Raw genomic sequence first — 19,869 nt, forward strand, 5'->3', positions numbered from 1 at the left:
AGGGGGGTCCCCCCCACCCACCAACACAAACCCAAACACGGGCGTCAGCTGAAAGGACCCCGTCGCCGCCGCTCGCCGCACGACAACGCCCACCTAAGCGTGGGGGGGGGCACCCACCCCCCCCCCCAGACGCGCAGCACACGGGAGGGGCGGGGGCGGGCGCCCCCCCCCCCCGCAGGATCCTGCGCGACGACGCCTACGCGGCGGCGCGGCCCCTGCTGGCCGGGCAGTGCGGGCGGGCTCTGGCCGCGATCCACCGCATGCCGCCCGGCTGCCTGGCGCAGGAGGGGGCGGAGGATCCGCTGCGGCGCTGGCGGGACGTGCTGGACCTGCTGGGCGAGCCGCACCCGGTGTTCGAGCTGGCGCTGCGCCGGCTGGCCGCCGACCGGCCCACCGGCACGCGGCGCACGGTCGTGCACGGCGACTTCCGCAACGGCAACCTCATCGTCGGGCCCGACGGCATCAGGGCGGTGCTCGACTGGGAGCTCGCCCACCTCGGCGACCCCCTCGAAGACCTCGGCTGGCTCTGCGTGAAGGCGTGGCGGTTCGGCTCGCCGCTGCCGGTCGGCGGCTTCGGCGCCTACGACGAGCTGATCGACGCGTACGAGGCCGCTGGCGGGGACCCGGTGGACCGGGACGCGCTGCGCTGGTGGGAGACGTTCGGCGTGCTCAAGTGGGGGATCATCTGCGTCATGCAGACCATGCGGCACCTGCGCGGCGGCGCCCGGTCGGTGGAGCTGGCCGCGATCGGCCGGCGCGTGTGCGAGAACGAGTGGGACCTGCTGCGCATGCTCCGGGGAAAACCCGTTGCCCCGGCGTGACCCCGGACCGCACGCTTGACCGGTGGCCATCCTGGAAGCGTCCCATCTGGTCAAGCGGTTCGGCGGGGTCACCGCCGTGCGCGACCTCAGCCTCACCGTGGGCGAGGGCGAGGTCGTCGGCCTGCTGGGCCCCAACGGCGCGGGCAAGTCGACCACCCTCCACATGCTGCTCGGCCTGATCACCCCCGACGCGGGCACGATCCGGCTGTTCGGCCTCGAGCTGGCCCGGCACCGCACCGAGACGCTCAGCCAGGTCAACTTCGCCGCCAGCTACGTGGACCTGCCCGGCGTGCTGCACGTGCACGAGGTGCTCGACGCGTTCGCCCGGCTCTACGCGCTGCGCCACCCGCGCCGCCGGGTGGAGGAGATGATCGAGCTGTTCGAGCTGGGCCCGCTGCGCAGGCGGAAGGTGATGGACCTGTCGTCGGGCCAGCGCACCCGCGTGCACCTCGCCAAGGCGCTGCTCAACGCGCCCAGGCTGCTGGTGCTCGACGAGCCCACGGCCAACCTCGACCCCGACGCCGGCGACCGGGTCCGCAGCCTGCTGTCCCGTCTGGCCAGGGAGGAGGGCAGCGCCATGCTGATCACCTCGCACAACATGCGCGAGGTCGAGCGCATGTGCGACCGGATCCACTTCATGGCGGACGGCGTCGTCGTGGCCGCCGGCAGCGCCAAGGAGCTGGCCGGCCACTACGGGGCCGAGGACCTGGAAGAGGTGTTCCTGAAGGTGGCACGCGGATGACCACGCGGATGACTACGGTGACTCTGCCCCCGTTGAGCCTGGCCGCCCGGCGCACGCGCGTCATGGGTGTGGTCCGGCGCGACTTCGCGGCGCTGCGGCGCAGCCCGGTCAGGATGTTCGAGATCCTGTTCTGGCCGACGATCGAGCTGGTGCTGTGGGGCTTCGTGACGCTGTTCCTGCAGGCGCAGCGGGTGCCGTTCGTGGTGGCGTTCCTGCTCGGGGCGGTGCTGCTCTGGCAGGTGCTGCAGAAGGCCAGCAACGAGATCTCGATCGCGTTCCTGGAGGACATCTGGTCGCGCAACCTGCTCAACGTGCAGGTCAGCCCGCTGTCGAGCGTCGAATACCTGGCGGGGCTCGTCCTGTTCTCGCTGGGCAAGGTGGCGTTCGCGGTCGCGGTGATGGCCGGGCTGGCCCTCGGCCTCTACGGGTTCGGGCTGTCGAGCATGGGCGTGGGGCTGGTGCCGTTCATGGGGATCCTGCTCGTCCTCGGCTGGTCGCTGGGCCTGGTCGGCATCGCGGCGGTGCTCCGCTTCGGCGAGAACGCACAGGTGATCGCCTGGTCGCTGGTGTTCGTGGTGCAGCCGCTGGCCGGGATCTTCTACCCGATCTCGGTGCTGCCGGAGCCGCTGCGGACGATCTCGTGGCTGCTGCCGGCCTCGCACGTGTTCGAGGGCATGCGCACGGTCATGGGCGGCGGCGCGGTGCCGTGGGACCGGCTGGCCTGGGCGGGCGGGCTCAACGTGGTCTACCTGGCCGGCACGGTGGGGCTGTTCGCCTGGGCGCTCAGGTATGCCCGGCGGCATGGGAAGCTCTCCCGTTTCGGGGACTGACGGCGGGCTGCCGGACGAGGGCCGCGGCGATCACGTCCACCAGGCCCTCGACCACCTGTACGCGGTCCACCTCGGGGTGCTCCAGCCACCAGTCGCCGGTCGTCTGCACCATGCCGACGAACGCGTGCCCCAGCACCTGCGCCCGCACCGGGTCGGGCACCGCGCGCTCGCCGGCCAGCAGGCCGCCGAGCTCCTCGCCCAGCCCCCGCACGAGCGCGGTCATGTGGGAGCGGAACCTGGAGTCCTCGGCGCTGGCCCGGTGGAACAGGAACCGGTAGAGGTTGCGGTTGGCCGAGATCAGGTCGAGGTAGACGCCGATGGTCGCCCGCGCGCGGCCCCGCAGGTCGGCGCCAGGGGCGACGAGCTCGGGGCGCAGCTGGGCGATGACCGTGCGCACGTGGCGGTCGGCCAGCGCCTCGTAGAGGCCGCTCTTGTCGCCGAAGTGGCGGTAGAGGATGGGCTTGGTGATGCCGGCCTCGGCGGCGATGGCCGCCATCGAGACCTCGGGGCCCTGGGTCAGGATGACCCGGTCGGCTGCGTCGAGCAGCGCTCTGCGCCGGTCGGGGTCCCGTCCACTCACCCGCCCAGGATAGGCCGCCCCGGAATCCGCCCTTCACCTGCCCAGGACGGACCGCAACCGGCCGGGCAGCAGCGCCGAGAGCACCAGGAGCGCGCCGATGATCGTGTAGAGGCCGGTCATCCCGGCCATCGTGCCGGGCGGCTCGGTCAGCTCGGCCCAGGGGACGCCGTTCGGCTGCGACCACGGCAGGCCGCCCTCCCGCGCCCAGGGCAGGCTGCCGGCCACGCCGAGCGCGGCGTTCAGGTCGAGGGCGAACACGGCCCCCGCCGCCGCCAGCGGGATGCCGCAGCCGAGGGCCGCCGCGGGCCAGGCGGTCAGGAGGGTGACGATGACGGCCACCACGATCAGGTAGCCGAGCGCCGCGGGCGACGGGCCGAACGTGGCGCTGCTCGTACGCAGGGCTCTGGCGGCCGCCTCGGTCAGGTAGTAGACGGGCACGAGGGCGGCCACGCCTGCGGCGGCTCCCACCAGATGTCGATTCTCACGGGTCACACCGCCTTCGTCCCCGCCTCGTACGCCGATTACGCACGTCAGACCGCTGTCCACTGGCAGCGCGACCGTCTTTACGTCGTAGATCACACGTTCGCCTCGAAATCGCGAAATTACTGGAAAATACTGGGACTGTTGGTACGCTCGCGCCATGAGTGACCGGCTGGACGATCTCGAACGGCGGATCGACGAGCTCCGGGCGGGCGTGCGCAAGGCGATGCGGGTCAGGGACGGCGCCACGGCCCGCGCCCTGCGCGCCGAGCTGCGTACCGCGGAGCGCGAATGGGACGCCCTCGTGAGCGGCGAGCCGGCTCAGGCCAAGCCGGAGCCACCGCGCCTGGTGACCGTGCGCGAGCAGGTGAACCAGGGGCTGCGGCTGCTCGGCGCGGCCGCCCAGCCGCGGCTCGTCGTGGCCGTCAGCGACGTGTTCTTCGGCGGCACGATCCGCAGCGCCCAGCTCACCAGCCTGCGCAGGGACGAGGAGCGCTCGTTCCGGTCGTCGCCGCACGGGCGGCCGTACTACCTGTGCGCCGCGCTGACCGACCGCCTCTCCCCCGCCCGGGGGCTGCTCACGCTCAGCACCTGGCCGCTGGAGCGGCGGGTGGTCGGTCCGCTCAGCCCTCGCGTCGACTTCCTGACCTGCGCCATCGCGGTGGCCTCGCACGAGTCGGCCGACGGGCGGGCCGACCGGTTACTCCTGCGGATGGCCAGGAACATCCCCGGCGCCACTGACGGCACGCTGGGCCCGTCCGACCCGGATCGGGTGATCGAGGCGGCCCGCGCCGAGCTGCGCGTGCACGGCGACCGCGACACGCGGGATCGCGCCGAGCTGGCAGAACGCGCCGCGGCGCAGCTCGGTGACGCCGCCCGCCTGTTCGGCGCCGCTACGCTGAGCACGATCAAGAAGGAGAACGCGAAGTGAGCGGCTTGAAGCGCGAGGGCGAACACATCCAGCGGCTTGACGCGTTGCGCGGCACGACGCCGCCCCGCCCGCACGACGCCCGCGCCATCGCGGCCCTGGCCGCCAACCCCGGCTGCACCCGCCGGGCCCTGCTCGACGGCGCCGGCATCGACAAGGACGCCGCCGCCCGCCACCTCGGCTTCCCGGCGCCGTTCGGCCAGTCGCCGTTCGCGATCACGCGCGGCAACATGTTCGAGGCGCTGGTCAAGGCCGACGGGTGCGCGGAGCTGCTGCGGATGCTGCGCGAGCTGCTGCGCCTGCCGGTCGCCGAGGTCGCCTACCACGACGTCGAGAACGTCGGCGCCCACCTGCGCCACGCCCACACCCGCGCGCTGATCGACCGCGCGGCCCGCGACGGCCAGGACGCGGGCACGCTGTACGACCACCCGCTGCTCACCCTGGAGATCGCCGGCCACACCGCCTACCTGGAGCCCGACGTGGTGGCCTTCCAGCTCGGCGGCCGGTTCCACATCGTGGAGATCAAGTCGTTCGCGGTGATCGACGGTCAGGCCGACCCGGCGGCGGTGGCCGCGGCCGCGCGGCAGGCGGCGGTGTACGTGCTGGCGCTGCGCACGCTCCTGGAGGAGCTGGGCCACGACCCGGCCAAGGTCTCGCACGACGTGGTCCTGGTCTGCCCCGAGAACTTCGCCAACCGGCCTGTCGCGACCCTCGTCGACGTGCGCAAGCAGATGGCCGTGCTGCGCCGCCAGCTCACCCGGATGACCACACTCGACCGGCTGCTCGAAGGGCTGCCCGACGACCTCACGTTCGACCTGCGGCCCGGCGAGGACGGGCGGCCCACCCGGCCCGTCGCCGAGCTGGGCGACGCGCTGCGCAGGGCGACCGCCCGCTACGCGCCCGACTGCATGTCCGCGTGCGACCTGTGCTTCTTCTGCCGCGACGAGGCCCGCCAGGAGGGCGCCTCCGACCTGCTCGGCCGGCAGGTGCGCGACGAGCTGGGCGGGGTGGCCTCGGTGGCGGAGGCGCTCGGGCTGGCCGACGGCGCCCACGACCCCGCCGAGGGCCAGGAGGAGATCGCCCGGCTGCTCCGCAACGCCGAACGCCTGCGCAGGGAGTGCCTCACGTGAGCATGCTGACCTCGCTCGCGCGGCTGCGGGCCCTGGAGGAGGGCATCGCGCAGCCCGTCGCGACCGTCAGGCACTGCCATCTGTCGGAGCGGCCGATGGTGTTCATCCCGCTCAAGCTCTCGGGCGAGGCCGCCGCGCCGCTGGCCGCCATGCTCGGCACCGACCGGGACCGGCCGCGCCTGCTCGTGGTGACCCAGCCGCGCAACCGCGACCTGCGCTTCGCCTGGGCCGCCGAGCTGGCCGGGGTGCTGCTGCCGTACGTCGAGGGCTTCATGGCCGACACCGAGACGGTGGAGCGCAAGAACGCCGACCCCTACGAGCGCGTGCTGGACGCGCCGCAGCTCATCGTGCCCAACCAGACCGGGGTGGCCTTCACCAGGCTGCTCGGCCGCTCCACGCGCTTCCGCCGGGCCGACGGGCCCTATCCGGTGCCCGAGGCGGTGCCGCTGCTGGGGCGGTGGCTGACGTACTTCGCGGAGCGGGCCGCGTACCCGGGCTCGTCGATGATGCTGGCCGCGACCGAGGAGCTGGGCCGGCACTGGGCGAGCGGGCAGAGCTCGCTGGAGGACGCCAACCTGGCCGCGCTGCTGGCCTGGATCACCAGGGGGCCGGACGACGAGGCCGAGGACCCGCTGATCTGGCCGCCCGCCGGGCCCGCTACCGATCCGGGGTTCGACGCGGAGGTGCTGTCGCCGGCGATGGACAGCGAGTCGCCCGAGCGCATCACCGAGGCGCTGCGCACCCAGCTCGAGCCCACGTGGCGGCTCATGTGGCAGGCCGTCGAGCTGCTGGCCGGGCTGGAGGAGGGTTCGAGCGCCGCGCAGCGGTGGGAGCAGGACCGCGGCTCGTTCAGCGGCATGGCGGTGCACATCGCCGAGGGGGCGCCGCCGCAGGCCAGGCGTGACGGGGCGGTGGCCGCCGCGGCCAAGCTGGCCCGCATGGAGCGGGCCCAGGCCGCGTACGACGTGCAGCGCGCCTACGACGACCCCCTGGTCATGGCCGAGTACCGGCTGACCGGGGAGGCGTTCGCGGGCGAGGTGATCGAGACCGTCCCCGACAACACCGAGGGCGAGGGCCGCTCCCGCAAGCTCCGCCCGCTCGTGGTGATCAAGACCGACGACCCGGTACGCCTGGCGCCCGGCACCTCGCTGGGCACCCCGCAGCGCCGCGGCCAGGGCGCCGAGCTCGTGGAGGCCGGCCAGGGCCTGGTCACCCTGAAGATCACCAAAGGCATGGGCCGGGGCAAGACGGCCGCGCCGGGAGCGGTGCCCGAGGTCGGCGAGCGGGTCTGCTACACCTCGCTGACCGACGACTTCCAGGGCTCCCCCCACCTGCCCGACTCCGAGGCCACGCCGTGGACGCACGGCGGGCCGCCGCAGGAGTACGTGCCCGACGACGAGGACGCCCAGGAGGAGTGGTCGTGACCGACAGCCCGGAGCAGGTCATCAGGAACGTCCTCGCCGACCTGCCCCGGCACCGCGGCGTCGTGGTCGACTCGCCGCCCGGCGCGGGCAAGTCCACGCTGGTGGTGCGGGCGGCGGCGCACATCGCGGCGACCGGCGAGCCCCTGATGATCGTCGCCCAGACGAACGAGCAGGTCGACGACCTGGTGACCCGCATCTCCGAGAAGCACCCCCACCTGACCGTGGGACGGCTGTCGGCCGGTGGCTACGTGCCGCCGCTGCGGCTGCTGGAGCTGGCCGGCGTCCGGGTCGGCACCCGGATCCAGGATCTCGGCGACCCGGACATCGTCATCGCGACCGCCGACAAGTGGGCCTGGATCGGCGGCCGGGTGTGGCCGTGGGCGATCGTGGACGAGGCGTACCAGATGCGCTCGGACAAGCTGCTGCGGATCGCGGGGCTGTTCGAGCGGGCGCTGTTCGTGGGCGATCCGGGGCAGCTCGACCCGTTCTCGATCGTGGACGGGGACCGGTGGTCGGGGTTGTCGTGGGATCCGCTGCAGAGCGCGGTATCGGTGCTGCTGCGCCACAATCCGGACATCCCGGTGCACCGGCTGCCGGTGTCGTGGCGCCTGCCGGCCTCGGCCGCGCCGGTGGTGTCGCAGGCGTTCTACCCGTTCACCGGGTTCCGGTCGGGGACGTCGCACGGCGATCGGCGGCTGGAGCTGGTGACGGGCGGCATGGGGACCGTGCACGACCGGGCGCTGGAGGAGGCCGCCCGGTCGGGGTGGGCGCTGCTGGAGCTGCCCAACCGGCACACCGTGCGTACCGACGGGGAGGCGGTGCAGGCGGTGGCCCTGCTGGCCGAGCGCCTGCTGCAGCGCGGCGCCGTGGCCTCCTCCGAGCAGGGCGAGCGGCCGGTGACGGCGGACCGCATCGCGGTCGGGGCCGCCCACCGCGACCAGGTGGCCGCCATCCGGGCCGCCGGGGTGCCGCCGGAGATCACCGTGGACACCGCGAACCGCCTGCAGGGGCGCGAGTACGACGTGACCGTCGTCCTGCACCCGCTGTCCGGCCGCCGCGACGCCACGGCCTTCCACCTGGAGTCGGGGCGGCTGTGCGTGCTGGCGTCGCGGCACCGGCACGCCTGCGTCGTGGTGGCCCGGGCGGGCATCGCCGAGCTCCTGGACGCCCACCCGTCGGCGGAGCCGGTGCAGCTGGGGGTGCCGGTCAAGTTCCCCGACGGCTGGGAGGCCAACCAGTCGATCCTCGACCACCTGTCCCACCACCGCGTCTGAGAACGCCGGTCCTCAGACGCGGTGCTGCCAGACGTCGATGACCAGGACGGGGCGCATGCCCGCCGACTCGTAGAGCCCGAGCGCCGGGGTGGTGTTGTTGGAGTCGACGTGCAGGATCGTGCCCTTGCGGCCGCGCGCCGCGTCGGCAGCGAAGGCGTGGCGGAGCAGGAAGCGCCCCAGGCCCTGGCCGCGGAACTCCGGGACGACCGCGAGCGTGGCCACGTAGCCGCAGCCCTCGTCCGGGACGAACTGGTTGTTGGCGATCAGCACCCCGGCGGGGCGGCCGTCGAGGCGGGCCAGGGTGAGCTGCGCCCAGTCCGTCGTCGACTGCGCCTGCCGGCGCGAATACCACACGTCGTAGTCGACCGGCACGAACCCGAAGTGCTCGGCGAAGCCCTCCTGGTGCACCCGGTGCGCCTCGCGCCGCGCGTCGTCGCTCTCCCCCGTGTGCAGGGTCAGCCCGGCGGGCGGAGCGGGCGGCTGCACGGGCCCGTCATGGTCGATGCGCATGCGGTGGAAGCTGGTGCCGGGCGAAAAGCCGCGTGCCTCGGCCGTGGCCCGCTTGGCGGTGTCGGCGCGGTAGATGCCGATGTGCAGGGTGGCGCCGTCGTGGCCGGCCTCGGCGGCCAGCTCGCCGGCCCGTCCGATCACCAGGGGCCAGAGCCGGTCGTCCAGGCCCGCCCGCCCCAGATCAGGGCCGGGCCGTACGATCACCTCGACGTCCACCGTGTCGCTGTCGCCGACGCGGCACGCCCAGGCCCACCCGTCGAGCCGGCCGTCGCCGTCGCGGGCGAGCCAGCCGTCCCTGTCGCGGTCGAAGCCGGGCTCGGCCAGCTCGTCGGCGACGTCGTCGAGCGTCATGTCGGGAGAGCCGATCACCGCGGTGTCGTAGACCGCGATCAGCTCATGGATGGCCGCGGCGTCTTCCACGCGCGGGCGGCCGAGGGTGTGGTGCATAGCGGGGATTGTCCACAAAACACCGGCCGCGCGCCTCCCATTTTTTTCCCGAGGCATTTCCCGAGGTCGAAACCGGAGGCGCGCTCGGCCGGGTGCTCAGCCCGCCGCGGGGCTGACGGCCTGCTCGTCCTTGGCGGGCGCCGGGGCGCCGCCGCGCAGCGGGATCTCCTTGACGAACGCGGCCAGCACGGGCACGACGACCGCGAACAGGATGGCCCACCAGAAGACGCCGGAGATGGAGGTCGCCAGCGACTCCAGCAGCCCGGTGCGCATCTGCGCGGGCATCTGGGCGACCGCGCCGGGGTCCATCCTGCCGCCGCTCTTGGCCACCCGCTCGGCCGCCTGCTCGCCGAAGCGGGAGGTCAGCTCCGACAGGAAGTGGTTGTTGAAGATCGCCCCGAACAGCGAGACGCCGAACGAGCCCCCGATCGACCTGAAGAACGTGGTGGCGCTGCTGGAGACGCCCAGGTCCTTCTGCTCGACGCTGTTCTGCGCGATGAGCATCGTGGTCTGCATGAGGAAGCCCATGCCGAGGCCGAGCACGGCGATGTAGACACCGGTGACCCAGGAGGCCGTGTGGACGTCCATCGTGGACAGCAGCCACATGCCCACCGCCATGCCGATCCCGCCGAGCACCGGGTAGATCTTGTACTTGCCCGTGACGGTGATCGCCTTGCCCACGAACAGCGACACGACCATCGCGGCGCCCATCATCGGCAGCATCAGCAGGCCGGAGTTGGTGGCCGTGGAGCCCTGCACCATCTGCTGGAACAGTGGCAGGAAGTTGATCGCGCCGAACATGGCGAAGCCCAGCAGGAAGCCGATGATCGAGATCAGCGTGAAGTTGCGGTTGGCGAAGAGCTGCAGCGGCATGATCGGCTCCTCGACCTTCCGCTCGACCACGACGAACAGCGCCAGCGTGACCACGGCGATCGCGACGAGGGAGAGGATCTGCCAGGAGCCCCAGGCGTACTCGTTGCCGCCCCAGGTCGTGATGAGCACCAGGGCGGTGATCCCGACGGACAGCAGGCCCGCGCCCGCCCAGTCGATGCGCACCTTGTTGCGCAGCTTCGGAAGGTGCAGCTGCGTCACGATCATGGCCAGCGCGATCGCGCCGATCGGCAGGTTGACGTAGAAGGCCCAGCGCCAGTCGATGTTGTCGGTGATGAAGCCGCCGACCAGCGGGCCCGCGATCATCGCCAGCGACATGACGCCGGCCATGATGCCCTGGTACTCGCCGCGCTCACGGGGCGGCACCAGGTCGCCGATGATCGCCATGACGTTCACGATGAGGCCGCCCGCGCCGAGCCCCTGGATCGCGCGGAACGCGATCAGCTCGGCCATGCCGCCCTCCGGCCCGCCGAGCAGCGACGAGCCCGCCATGCCGCAGAGCGCGGAGCCGACCATGAAGATGACGATCGAGATGATGAAGATGGTCTTGCGACCGTACAGGTCGCCGATCTTGCCCCAGATCGGCGTCGAGACGGTCGTGCCCAGCACGTACGCCGTGACGACCCACGACAGATGCGTCAGACCGCCGAGCTCCCCGACGATGCGCGGCATGGCCGTGCCCACGATCATGTTGTCGAGCATCGCCAGGACCATGGCTAACATCAGTCCCGGCAGAACGACCATGACCTCACGGCGTCGTCCGACTGCCTCCGCCACCAGACACCCCTCATGTGCATTTTGGATCTTGCTTACTTGCCGCCCGGCAAGCATAGAATAAGGTAGATACTTACTTGCCGGCCGTCAAGTCGAAAAGGTGTGAAGTGCGGGAAGACACTCGGACCCGGATTCAGGAGATCGCGCTCCGGCTGTTCACCGAGCAGGGATACGAGGCGACGTCACTGCGGGAGATCGCCGAGGAGCTCGGAGTGACGAAGGCCGCCCTGTACTACCACTTCAAGACGAAGGACGACATCGTCACGAGCCTGGTCGGCAACCGGCTGGTCGAGCTCGAGGAGCTCCTGGCGTGGGCCCGGAGCCGGCCGAAGACGCCGGAGACGCGGCGCGAGCTGGTCGAGCGCTACGCCGCGGGGATCAGGCGGACCCAGCACATCGGGGTGGCCAGGTTCCTGGAGCGCAACCAGACCGCCCTGCGTGACCATCCGACGCTCACCAAGACCCGCGAGCTGATGATGGAGCTCGTGGCCGAGCTGAACGAGCCCGGCGCCACGCCCGTCGAGCGCGTCAGCCGGGCGACGGCGCTGTTCGCGATACACGCGGGGAAATGGATGATCGAGGAGGGCCGGCTGTCCGAGGACGAGGTCGACAAGGCCTCCCTGGAGGTCGCCATGCGCCTGCTGGAGCCATAGCCTCCGGACCCCGGACCTCTGACGGGACGATTGACGCACCGTAACGAGGGAAGGGGACTGAGCACGCATCCAGACAGAAGGAGGAGGCCCCGAATGGAGGCCACGATAGCGCTCCGACTGCCCAGGGATGCGGCGAGCGTCCCCCTGATAAGGAAGATGCTGGACGGCACGCTGCGTTCCCTCGGCGTCGATCCGCAGATCCGTGACGACATCGAACTCATGCTCACCGAGGCGTGTTCCAACGTGATCAGACACGCGGAGCCCAGCGATGACTACACGGTCAGCGCGTCCGTGCTCGATGACCGGTGCGTCATCAAGGTCATCGACAACGGAGAAGGCTTCGACCCCAACAAGATCATCAACCCCGAGCCGGGCTCCGAGCACGGGCGCGGGCTGCTGATCATGCGCGCGCTCGCCGACGACATCCGGTTCGTCAACAGGCACGAGCACGGCGCGGTGGTCTGCCTGGAGAAGCGGCTGCGGTACGCGCCGGGGGCGGCCGGGCTCCACCTCATGGCCCTGTGAGCCGGCGGCCCCATCCTTCACAGGCGCGTGTGCCGCTCCACCGGCCGAGGTCCGCGGATCCGCGGACCGGGCGGGTGCCCGTGTTCCCTGGAGCGGACGGCGCCGAGCAGGAAGCGGCGGCGCGTCCCTGACGTGCTCCCGCTCAGCTCCGCCCGCAACCGGGCGGGAACGGCGTCGCCGCTGCGTTTGAGCGTCAGCCTCGGCTCGCGCCGGGCCAACCTGGCCAGCCGCCGCCACAGGCCGTGCCAGTCGGTCACCATCGAGCCGGCCAGGCACCCGAGGATGACCAGCGCGACCACCGAGATGGCCAGCACGGCAAGGACGATGAGCAGGAGCACGACGGCGAGCGAGCCGATCGTGCCGAGCACCTCCATCATTCGGCGGAGAATGCCCGGCGCCCAGCGCTTTATGCCAATTTTTCGGGATAGATCGTCCTTACTCCAGCGCGCTATCGCTGCGCAGGTCGAACCGCCCCGGCAGGATGTCGAGCCGGCGCAGTATCACGCCCTCGCGCAACGCCCACGGGCACACCTCCAGCCGGTCCACCTCGAACAGGTCCATGGCCGCGTCGGCGACCAGCGCCCCGGCCGCGAGCTGCGCCGCCCGCCCCTCGGACACGCCGGGCAGCTGCGCCCGCTCGGCGCCGCCCATGGTGGTCAGCTTGACCGCCCAGTCGGCCATGGCCTGCCTGGACAGCGGGCGGGAGACGTACGGGCCGTCGCTGGAGGGCGCCGCTCCCGCGATCCTGGCGAGCTGCTTGAACGTCTTGGAGGTGGCCACCGCGCGGTCGGCCTCGCCGTTCCTGACGACGTCACCGACCGTGCGGGCGATCTCGGTCCGTACGTGCTTGCGCAGCTTGCGCACCTCCTCGGCGGACGGCGGGTCGGCGGTGAACCAGTCACGCGTCAGCCGCCCGGCGCCCAGCGGCAGCGAGACCGCCACGTCGGGCTCCTCGTCCACACCGGAGGCGATCTCCAGCGAGCCACCGCCGATGTCGAAGACCAGCAGCCGCCCCGACGACCACCCGTACCACCGCCGCACCGCCAGGAACGTCAACCTGGCCTCGTCACGCCCGGACAGCACCTCGATGTGCACGCCACTGCGCTCCTCGACCTGTGCCAGGACCTCCTCGCCGTTGGCCGCCTCGCGCACGGCCGAGGTGGCGAAGGCCAGCAGGTCCTCCACCCCCTTGTCCTCCGCCAGGTGCACGGCCTCCTCCACGAAGGCGCCGAGCCGCTCGACGCCCTCGTCACCGAGCCGGTTGTCCTCGCCCAGGTATTCCGTGAGGCGGAGCCCCTCCTTGTGGGAGTAGGCGGGCATGGGCCGGGCGCCCCTGTGGGCGTCGACGACCAGTAAATGGACAGTGTTCGAGCCGATGTCCAGCACGCCGAGTCGCATGGGAAAACGCTACCGTTATGCGGCTTTTACAGCGAAGTTGAGTCGGAAGTGGTTGAGCATGGCCGGCAGCGCCCCCTCCAAGCGTACGGACGGTCTGACTGAGCGCTCGCGCAGGACGGCGTCCAGGAGGGCCGCGGCGGTGAACAGCACGAGGTCCTCCCCCGCGCAGCTCGCGAACCCGGCGCTGAACGGCACGCCCGCCCACTCGCCGCCGCCGTCGCGCCACAGCTCGGGGCGGTAGGAGTCGCCGGGCTCGGCCCGGTTCACGTACGGGCTGTAGATCGCCGCGGTGGTGCCCTCGGGGACGTCCCATGCGGTCGGGCCGACGGCCTCGCGCACGATGGTGACCGTGATGGGCCAGAGCCGCACGGACTCCAGCACGGTGGCCCTCAGGTCGGCGGGCCCCTGATGGGCGGGCTCCTGGTGGGCGGCCAGCGCGAGCGCCCGGTAGGCCGCGGCGGCGGCCCCGTCGAAGGCGAACAGCCAGTGCGGCACCTGCCCCTCGGGATGCACGTCGGCCGCGGCGTGCGCGCGGGCCAGCTCGGCCGCCAGGCTGCCCGGCTCGGCCCGGGCCAGGTGCCCGGCCAGCCGGCGCCGGAAGGCGTTGAACACGTCGGTGCGGAGCCCGCGCAGATCCGACCAGTTGGCGTCGGCGCGCAGCCGGTCGAGCTGCCGGGTGAGGATCACGTCGTCCCGCGCCCCGTCGCCGAGCACGATGCGCCGCACGATCCGCCAGTGCGTGGCGTGGAAGCGCGGCCACGTCAGCAGCCCGTGGCGGGGCAGCGTGGCGGCCTCCTCCTCGACGACCCGGGCGAAGGGGGCGAAACCGGAGCAGAGCACCTGGTCGTTCAGGGCGCGCCGGCGCTCGCGCAGGCCGGGGTCGCGGGTGATCAGCAGGCCGTCGGGCTGGAAGTGGCCGAGCGCGCCGCGTTTCGCCCTGGCCGCCGGGGTGAAGTCCCGGTCGTCGAGCACCGCGCGCACGTCGCGCGCGGCCAGCGGCAGTATCACCCAGCCGCGTCCGGGCACCCGTACGAGCAGCGGGCCCTCGCCGTGCTCGGCGCGCAGCCGGGCGAGCAGCCGGATCGCCCGGCCGTCGGCGTCGGCGAGCTCCGCCAGCCGCACCGCGTACGGGCGGCGCGCGACGGGGCCCTGCGCGATCGACGGCAGCGCCACCGCGGCGGCCAGGGCCAGGGTCTCTTCGGCCGTGACCCGGGGCAGCCGTGTGATCGTGGACATGTTCCAGGGACTACCCTTCCTTGGTGTCGTGGACACGTTTGGGGGACTTTTGAGCACTTGCTGTGGGCCGAGCAGAGACGGCGCCACCGCGCAACCGTACGCGGGGCCCTACGCGCAACCGGTGATCGCCGTGCGGCGGGAGGCGCCGCGCGGGATGGTGCGCGTGCCCGGCGGAACGTTCCTCATGGGCGGCGACGACCCCGACGGGCGGCCCGAGGACGGCGAGGGGCCGGTGCGCGAGGTGCGGCTGGACCCGTTCATGATCGATCCGACGTGCGTGACGAACGCGCAGTTCGCCACGTTCGTGAAGGAGACCGGCTACGTCACGGAGGCCGAGCGGATCGGCTGGTCGTTCGTGTTCGCCCAGTTCGCCAGGGGCGGGGTGATGGACGCCAGCGTGCCCGGCGCGCCCTGGTGGGCGGGCGTCGAGGGCGCCTCGTGGCGCTCGCCGGAGGGCCCGGGGTCGTCGGCCGGCGACCGGCAGAACCACCCCGTCGTGCACGTGTCCTGGAACGACGCGACCGCGTACGCCACGTGGGCGGGCAAGCGGCTGCCCACGGAGGCGGAGTGGGAGATGGCCGCCCGCGGCGGCCTGGAGCGCAAGCGCTACCCGTGGGGCGACGAGCTGGCGCCCAAGGGGCGGCAGCGGTGCAACATCTGGCAGGGCCGCTTCCCGGTGGCGCCGAGCAAGGGGACGGTGCCGGTCAAGTCGTTCCAGCCCAACGGGTACGGCCTCTACAACGTCTCCGGCAACGTCTGGGAGTGGACGGCCGACTGGTGGGGCACGGCCTGGGAGGCGTTCGCCGACAACCCGGCCGGTCCCGCGCAGGGCGCGGCGAAGGTGATCCGCGGCGGCTCGTACATGTGCCACGACTCCTACTGCAACCGCTACCGCGTGGCCGCCCGCACCTCCAACACGCCTGACTCCTCCACCGGGCACACGGGTTTCCGCTGTGCGGCCCTAGTCTGATCGCATGTCACGAACCCTGCGACTGTTGATCACCGGCGGCGGCACCGGTGGTCACACCTATCCGGCTCTGACCACCCTGTCGGCCGTCCAGCGGCGTCAGGTGCCCCACGACGTGCTCTGGGTGGGCACGGCCAACGGCCTCGAGGCGCGGATCACGTCCGAGCACGGCATCCCGTTCAAGGCGATCACCACGGGCAAGCTGCGCCGCCGTCCGAACCTCAAGGAGCTGGGCACCAACATCGCCGACGTCTTCCGCATCCCGATCGGGGTGCTGCAGGCGGTGGGGCACGCGGCCCGCTACCTGCCGGACGTGGTGTTGTCGACCGGGGGCTACGTGGCGGTGCCCATCGGGGTCGCGGCCAAGCTGATCCGCCGGCCGCTGGTGATGCACGAGCAGACGACCGTCGTGGGGCTGGCCAACCGCATCCTGGCCAGGCTGGCGACCAGGATCGCGCTGTCGCACGAGTCGTCGCTGGACTATTTGCCCGCCTCCGCCCGCTCGAGGGCCGTGGTGACCGGAAACCCGATCAGGCCCGAGCTGCTGCAGGGCAACCGGGCGGCGGCGTACGACCTGTTCGGGCTGACGTTCGAGGTGCCGCTGATCTACGTGACGGGCGGCGCGCAGGGCAGCAAGCAGGTCAACACCCTGATCGCGGAGATCCTGCCGCGGCTGCTGCCGCACGCGCAGGTCGTTCACCAGTGCGGGCCGGCGTGGATCGACCAGATGCGGGCCGTGGCGCTGCCCGTGGACCTGGCCGATCGCTACCATCCGGTGCCGTACGTGGGCGGGGAGCTGGCCGACCTGTTCGCCGCCGCCGACGTGGTGATCTCCCGCAGCGGGGCGGGGACGGTGTCGGAGCTGACCGCCATCGGCAAGCCCTCCGTGCTGGTGCCCCTGATCCCCACCGGGGGTGACGAGCAGCGCAAGAACGCCGCGTACCTGGTGTCGGCGGGGGCGGCCCGGGCCCTGCTGGAGCCGCATCCGACGGCCGAGCAGCTGCTCGCCGAGCTGATGCCGTTGCTGGCCGACCCGGGGCTGCGGCATTCGATGGGGCAGGCGTCGGCCAAGCTCGGCCGCGTGGACGCCGCCGACGCCCTGTGCGACCTCCTCCTGGAAACCGCCCGGCCCACCTGACCAGGCGCCTCCTCGTCCGAAGTGCGGTCCGTACTCCGGCTGAGGTCCCTTCGAGGTGAGGAGCATCGGCCGGAGGGCGGGAGCCGCCGGCCGCACTCCGGCCGAGGCCCCTTTGGCGCCACCCCGGCGATCGGCGCGGGCCGCCCCTCCTGCGGCCCCGAGGACACCGGCCGGGGTATGGCGCGTTGGGCGTCACTGGCCGGGCTACGGCGGAGGGGTCAGGGGTCGAGGTAGCGGAAGGCTTCGTGGGCGGAGGTGACGCTTCGCCGCAGCGCCTGCTCCAGCCGGTCCGCGTCCTGCGCCAGCCGCTCCAGCTCCGGCACCGCGAACCCGTCGGCCCCCGTCTCGGCCACCAGTTCCTCGTACTGGTGCAGCCGCCCCCGCAGCTCCTCGATCTGGTGGTGGGCCTGGTACGCGCGCTCGGCGTCCGCGACGTTGGACGCGTAACGTTCCAGCGCCTCGACGCGGGCCAGCACGGCCGCCTCGCTGCTGTCGAGGGCCCGCGCGAGGGGTTCGGCCACGGCCTCCACCTCGGGGGTGAGCCCCTTGGACACGGTCTCCCTGTGCTTGGTGCGCAGCGCGGACAGCTTGGCCAGCAGGCGGGCGATCTCCCACTCCTGGGCGGGCAGCATCACCGCGTTGCTCACGTCGTCGAGCAGGCCCTCGGCGTTGACCCGGGACTCGGTCACGACGGCGATGGCGCGCTGGGCGCGGGCGAGCAGGCGGGCGGAGGCCTCGTCGAGGTCCTCGGTGAGCACGTAGCGGCCCTCGTACCAGCGCAGCTGCTCGTAGACCTCCCGCTCGTACTCCTCCTCGTCGTCGTCGGGCAGGTCGTTGCGGATGAACAGCACGATCATCATGGGGATGCCCAGCAGGACGAGCATCAGCAGGCCGAGACCCCGGCCGACCAGCCCGCTGACGGCCATCATCCCGAAGAGCGCCACCGATCCGAACGCCGCGACTATCCGGTACTGCGCGCTCGACAGGGCCCGCCTCGACTCGGGAGCCCAGCCCTGGCGCATCTTGAGCAGCACCCGCCGGCTCTCCCTGAGCAGCTGCGCGTCATCCGGCGGCACCTCGGGGTCTACCACCACATCCGCCACGAAATCGGATCCTAAGGGAAGTCACCCCCTCAGGTGGCGAAAAGCTTCGTGCGCGGAGCTGACGCTGTCACGAAGCGCTTGTTCAAGGCGGTCGGCGTCGTCGGACAACCGGCTCAGCTCCGGTACGGACGACCCGTCGGCGCCCGACTCGGCGAGGAGCTCCTCGTAACGAGGCAGCTTGGCGCTGAGGCGTTCGATCTGGTGCCGGGCGCGGTAGGCGCGCTCGGCGTCGCCGACGTGGCCGGCGTAACGTTCCAGCGCCTCGACACGGGCGATCACGGCCTGCTGGCTGCTGTCGAGCGCCTGGGCGAGGGGTTCGGCGACGGCGGCCACCTCGGGGGTCAGGCCTTCGGAGACGACCTCCTCGTGCTCGGCCCGCAGCTCCGACAGCTTGGCCAGCAGGCGGGCGATCTCCCACTCCTGGGCTGGCAGCATCACCGCGTTGCGCACGTCGTCCAGGAGGCCCTCGGCGTGGACGCTGGAGCCCATGACCTGGTCGATGGCGGTCTGGGCGCGGATCATGAGGGCCCTGGCGGGCTCGTCGAGCTGTTCGCGTACGACGTAACGGCCCTCGTGCCTGCGGGAGCTGTCGTAGACGGCCAGCTCCAGCGCGTGCGCGCGCTCCACCTCGGCGTCGGGCCTGGGCCTGAGCAGGACGCTGACGACGAGCAGGGCGGCGCCGGTCATGATCACGGCGAAGGGGGTGTAGCGTCCGGCGACGAAGAGGGCCAGGCCGTAGACGGCCGCGACGGCGGCGGTCCCGGTGGCGGCCAGCCTGGTCACGACGCCGACCAGCGGGCGATGGCGCTTGTGCGCGGGCACCCAGCCGGCGTGGATGCGTACGAGGAGCTTGCGGTTGTCACGTAAGAGGGCCGCGACGTCGTCGGCCACCGCCGGATCGACTATCACCTTCGCATGACGTCCGGGCACGTTATCGATCCTATGTCCGGGCGTCATCCTTCGAGATAGCGGAACGCCTCGTGGGCGGACCGGACGCTGCGTCGTAAGGTGCGTTCGAGCACGTCGGCGTCCTCGGTCAGGCGCTCGATCTCGGGCACGGCGAGCTTGTCCGCGCCCGACTCCGCCAGCAGTTCCTCGTAGCGCGGCAGCCGGGCACGCAGCTCCTCGATCTGGCCGCGGGCGTGGTAGGCGCGCTCGGCCTCGGCCACGTGGCCGGCGTAACGTTCCAGCGCCTCCACGCGGGCGACGACGGCGGCCTCACTGTTGACCAGGGCCCGTTCGAGCGGCTCGATCACCGCGGCGACCTCGGGCGCGATGCCCCTGGCCAGCAGCTCCCGGTGTTCCAGGCGCAGCGCCGACAGCTTGGCGAGCAGGCGGGCGATCTCCCACTCCTGGGCGGGCAGCATCACGGCGTTGCGGGCGTCGTCGAGCAGTCCTTCGGCGTTGACGTGGGAGCGCAGCACCGACCCGATGGCCCGCTGCGCCCTGACCAGGACGGCCCGCGCCTCCGGGTCGAAGTCCTCGAGCAGCAGGTAGCGGCCGTCGTACCAGCGGGCCTGCTCGTACACGGCGCGCTCCTGCGGCCGGTCGTCCTCGGGGACCTCGCTCATGGAGGCGATCTTGACGAGGACGATGAAGACGTACGTGCCGAGCAGCACGAACCCGGCCGGCGCGAACGGCGAGGCGAGCAGGAGGCCCATGAGCGCGACCACGAAGGGGGTCGCGGCCAGGAGCATGGCGCTGGACGGGCTCTTGCGGCGGGACGGGGGCGTCTCGGCGGGCGGCACCCATCCGGCTCTGATCCTGGACAGCAGCGGGGCGTTGGCACGCAGCAGTCCGGCTACTTCCGGAGGCACTCCGGGATCGACGACCACACCCACGCTCTGTCCTGGCACCCTGGCGCCCCCAACGCTCGTGATGTACGGATATTACGTAACATTCCGGTGGAGTGTCAGCCTCAAAAGGGTCAGCCGGGGGAATCGGCGGGGGCGATCCAGGGGCGCGTCCATGGCCGGCCGGGCTCATAAGGGCGCCCCGACCAGCGGCGCGGCGGTCCG

General features: G+C 72.2%; 21 protein-coding genes. 11 read left to right on the forward strand and 10 right to left on the reverse strand.

Going from position 1 to position 19,869, the window contains the following annotated elements; all coding sequences use genetic code 11:
• Nucleotides 1-182: 182 nt before the first annotated feature.
• From ACWEPL_RS56565 to ACWEPL_RS56575, 3 genes are read left to right on the forward strand one after another with little or no spacing between them, the layout of a single operon-like run.
• Nucleotides 183-821, forward strand: a complete 639-nt coding sequence (locus ACWEPL_RS56565; RefSeq protein ID WP_452441541.1) for a phosphotransferase family protein — start codon at nt 183-185, stop codon at nt 819-821.
• Nucleotides 822-843: 22 nt separating this feature from the next.
• Nucleotides 844-1,563: an ABC transporter ATP-binding protein gene (locus ACWEPL_RS56570; RefSeq protein WP_363968787.1), complete on the forward strand. Its 720-nt coding sequence runs from the start codon at nt 844-846 to the stop codon at nt 1,561-1,563.
• An 8-nt stretch (nt 1,564-1,571) separates the two neighbouring features.
• Entirely contained in the window at nt 1,572-2,393 is an 822-nt protein-coding gene (locus ACWEPL_RS56575; RefSeq protein ID WP_350734712.1) for an ABC transporter permease, read from the forward strand.
• Here ACWEPL_RS56575 and ACWEPL_RS56580 read toward each other — a convergent pair.
• Together ACWEPL_RS56580 and ACWEPL_RS56585 are read right to left on the reverse strand one after the other, a co-directional pair.
• The gene (locus ACWEPL_RS56580; RefSeq protein ID WP_363968789.1) at nt 2,347-2,973 is read right to left on the reverse strand and encodes a TetR/AcrR family transcriptional regulator; all 627 of its coding nucleotides are present in this window, start codon (nt 2,971-2,973) and stop codon (nt 2,347-2,349) included. The genes ACWEPL_RS56575 and ACWEPL_RS56580 overlap by 47 nt on opposite strands.
• A 33-nt stretch (nt 2,974-3,006) precedes the next feature.
• The gene (locus ACWEPL_RS56585; RefSeq protein WP_363968791.1) at nt 3,007-3,465 is read right to left on the reverse strand and encodes a hypothetical protein; all 459 of its coding nucleotides are present in this window, start codon (nt 3,463-3,465) and stop codon (nt 3,007-3,009) included.
• 148 nt (nt 3,466-3,613) lie between these two features.
• Here ACWEPL_RS56585 and ACWEPL_RS56590 point away from each other — a divergent pair, with 148 nt between their 5' ends.
• Genes ACWEPL_RS56590 through ACWEPL_RS56605 form a run of 4 tightly spaced genes read left to right on the forward strand, consistent with a single transcriptional unit; the run spans nt 3,614 to nt 8,209 of the window.
• On the forward strand, nt 3,614-4,384 hold the full coding sequence (locus tag ACWEPL_RS56590; protein WP_350734717.1) for a hypothetical protein: 771 nt from the start codon (nt 3,614-3,616) through the stop codon (nt 4,382-4,384).
• Nucleotides 4,381-5,511 carry a hypothetical protein gene (locus ACWEPL_RS56595; protein ID WP_355199011.1) on the forward strand — a complete coding sequence of 377 codons (1,131 nt, stop codon included), beginning with the start codon at nt 4,381-4,383 and terminating at the stop codon, nt 5,509-5,511. The genes ACWEPL_RS56590 and ACWEPL_RS56595 overlap by 4 nt, the downstream gene beginning before the upstream one ends.
• Before the next feature lie 2 nt (nt 5,512-5,513).
• Nucleotides 5,514-6,935 carry a hypothetical protein gene (locus ACWEPL_RS56600; RefSeq protein ID WP_350734851.1) on the forward strand — a complete coding sequence of 474 codons (1,422 nt, stop codon included), beginning with the start codon at nt 5,514-5,516 and terminating at the stop codon, nt 6,933-6,935.
• Nucleotides 6,932-8,209 carry an AAA family ATPase gene (locus ACWEPL_RS56605; protein WP_350734720.1) on the forward strand — a complete coding sequence of 426 codons (1,278 nt, stop codon included), beginning with the start codon at nt 6,932-6,934 and terminating at the stop codon, nt 8,207-8,209. The genes ACWEPL_RS56600 and ACWEPL_RS56605 overlap by 4 nt, the downstream gene beginning before the upstream one ends.
• A 12-nt stretch (nt 8,210-8,221) precedes the next feature.
• Here ACWEPL_RS56605 and ACWEPL_RS56610 read toward each other — a convergent pair whose 3' ends face one another.
• Both ACWEPL_RS56610 and ACWEPL_RS56615 read right to left on the reverse strand, forming a co-directional pair.
• Nucleotides 8,222-9,166: a GNAT family N-acetyltransferase gene (locus ACWEPL_RS56610; RefSeq protein WP_452441530.1), complete on the reverse strand. Its 945-nt coding sequence runs from the start codon at nt 9,164-9,166 to the stop codon at nt 8,222-8,224.
• 96 nt (nt 9,167-9,262) lie between these two features.
• Entirely contained in the window at nt 9,263-10,888 is a 1,626-nt protein-coding gene (locus tag ACWEPL_RS56615; RefSeq protein WP_452441531.1) for an MDR family MFS transporter, read from the reverse strand.
• A gap of 50 nt (nt 10,889-10,938) precedes the next feature.
• On the opposite strand from ACWEPL_RS56615, the gene ACWEPL_RS56620 reads away from it, so the two are divergent.
• Together ACWEPL_RS56620 and ACWEPL_RS56625 are read left to right on the forward strand one after the other, a co-directional pair.
• Nucleotides 10,939-11,484: a TetR/AcrR family transcriptional regulator gene (locus ACWEPL_RS56620; protein ID WP_350734725.1), complete on the forward strand. Its 546-nt coding sequence runs from the start codon at nt 10,939-10,941 to the stop codon at nt 11,482-11,484.
• A gap of 93 nt (nt 11,485-11,577) precedes the next feature.
• Nucleotides 11,578-12,009 carry an ATP-binding protein gene (locus ACWEPL_RS56625; RefSeq protein ID WP_363968800.1) on the forward strand — a complete coding sequence of 144 codons (432 nt, stop codon included), beginning with the start codon at nt 11,578-11,580 and terminating at the stop codon, nt 12,007-12,009.
• A 17-nt stretch (nt 12,010-12,026) separates the two neighbouring features.
• Here ACWEPL_RS56625 and ACWEPL_RS56630 read toward each other — a convergent pair whose 3' ends face one another.
• The 3 genes from ACWEPL_RS56630 to ACWEPL_RS56640 are packed head-to-tail and all read right to left on the reverse strand — an operon-like array spanning nt 12,027 to nt 14,643.
• Nucleotides 12,027-12,386 (reverse strand): hypothetical protein, encoded by a 360-nt coding sequence (locus tag ACWEPL_RS56630; protein ID WP_452441532.1) that lies wholly within the window; start codon nt 12,384-12,386, stop codon nt 12,027-12,029.
• A 58-nt stretch (nt 12,387-12,444) separates the two neighbouring features.
• Nucleotides 12,445-13,407, reverse strand: coding sequence for a Ppx/GppA phosphatase family protein (locus ACWEPL_RS56635; protein ID WP_363968804.1), 963 nt, complete (start codon nt 13,405-13,407; stop codon nt 12,445-12,447).
• Nucleotides 13,408-13,422: 15 nt separating this feature from the next.
• Nucleotides 13,423-14,643, reverse strand: coding sequence for a cytochrome P450 (locus ACWEPL_RS56640; protein WP_452441533.1), 1,221 nt, complete (start codon nt 14,641-14,643; stop codon nt 13,423-13,425).
• Between the two features lie 154 nt (nt 14,644-14,797).
• Here ACWEPL_RS56640 and ACWEPL_RS56645 point away from each other — a divergent pair, with 154 nt between their 5' ends.
• Together ACWEPL_RS56645 and ACWEPL_RS56650 are read left to right on the forward strand one after the other, a co-directional pair.
• Nucleotides 14,798-15,613 (forward strand): formylglycine-generating enzyme family protein, encoded by an 816-nt coding sequence (locus tag ACWEPL_RS56645; RefSeq protein WP_452441542.1) that lies wholly within the window; start codon nt 14,798-14,800, stop codon nt 15,611-15,613.
• 4 nt (nt 15,614-15,617) lie between these two features.
• Nucleotides 15,618-16,748: a UDP-N-acetylglucosamine--N-acetylmuramyl-(pentapeptide) pyrophosphoryl-undecaprenol N-acetylglucosamine transferase gene (locus tag ACWEPL_RS56650; RefSeq protein ID WP_350734736.1), complete on the forward strand. Its 1,131-nt coding sequence runs from the start codon at nt 15,618-15,620 to the stop codon at nt 16,746-16,748.
• A 218-nt stretch (nt 16,749-16,966) separates the two neighbouring features.
• Here the strand turns inward: ACWEPL_RS56650 and ACWEPL_RS56655 are convergent, their stop codons facing one another.
• From ACWEPL_RS56655 to ACWEPL_RS56665, 3 genes are read right to left on the reverse strand one after another with little or no spacing between them, the layout of a single operon-like run.
• Nucleotides 16,967-17,851 (reverse strand): hypothetical protein, encoded by an 885-nt coding sequence (locus ACWEPL_RS56655; protein ID WP_350734738.1) that lies wholly within the window; start codon nt 17,849-17,851, stop codon nt 16,967-16,969.
• A gap of 21 nt (nt 17,852-17,872) precedes the next feature.
• Complete coding sequence (locus ACWEPL_RS56660) at nt 17,873-18,781, reverse strand: hypothetical protein (RefSeq protein ID WP_363968811.1); 909 nt, start codon at nt 18,779-18,781, stop codon at nt 17,873-17,875.
• Nucleotides 18,782-18,804: 23 nt separating this feature from the next.
• Complete coding sequence (locus ACWEPL_RS56665; RefSeq protein WP_350734741.1) at nt 18,805-19,692, reverse strand: hypothetical protein; 888 nt, start codon at nt 19,690-19,692, stop codon at nt 18,805-18,807.
• Between the last annotated feature and the right edge of the window lie 177 nt (nt 19,693-19,869).

The organism is Nonomuraea sp. NPDC004186 (assembly GCF_053603495.1).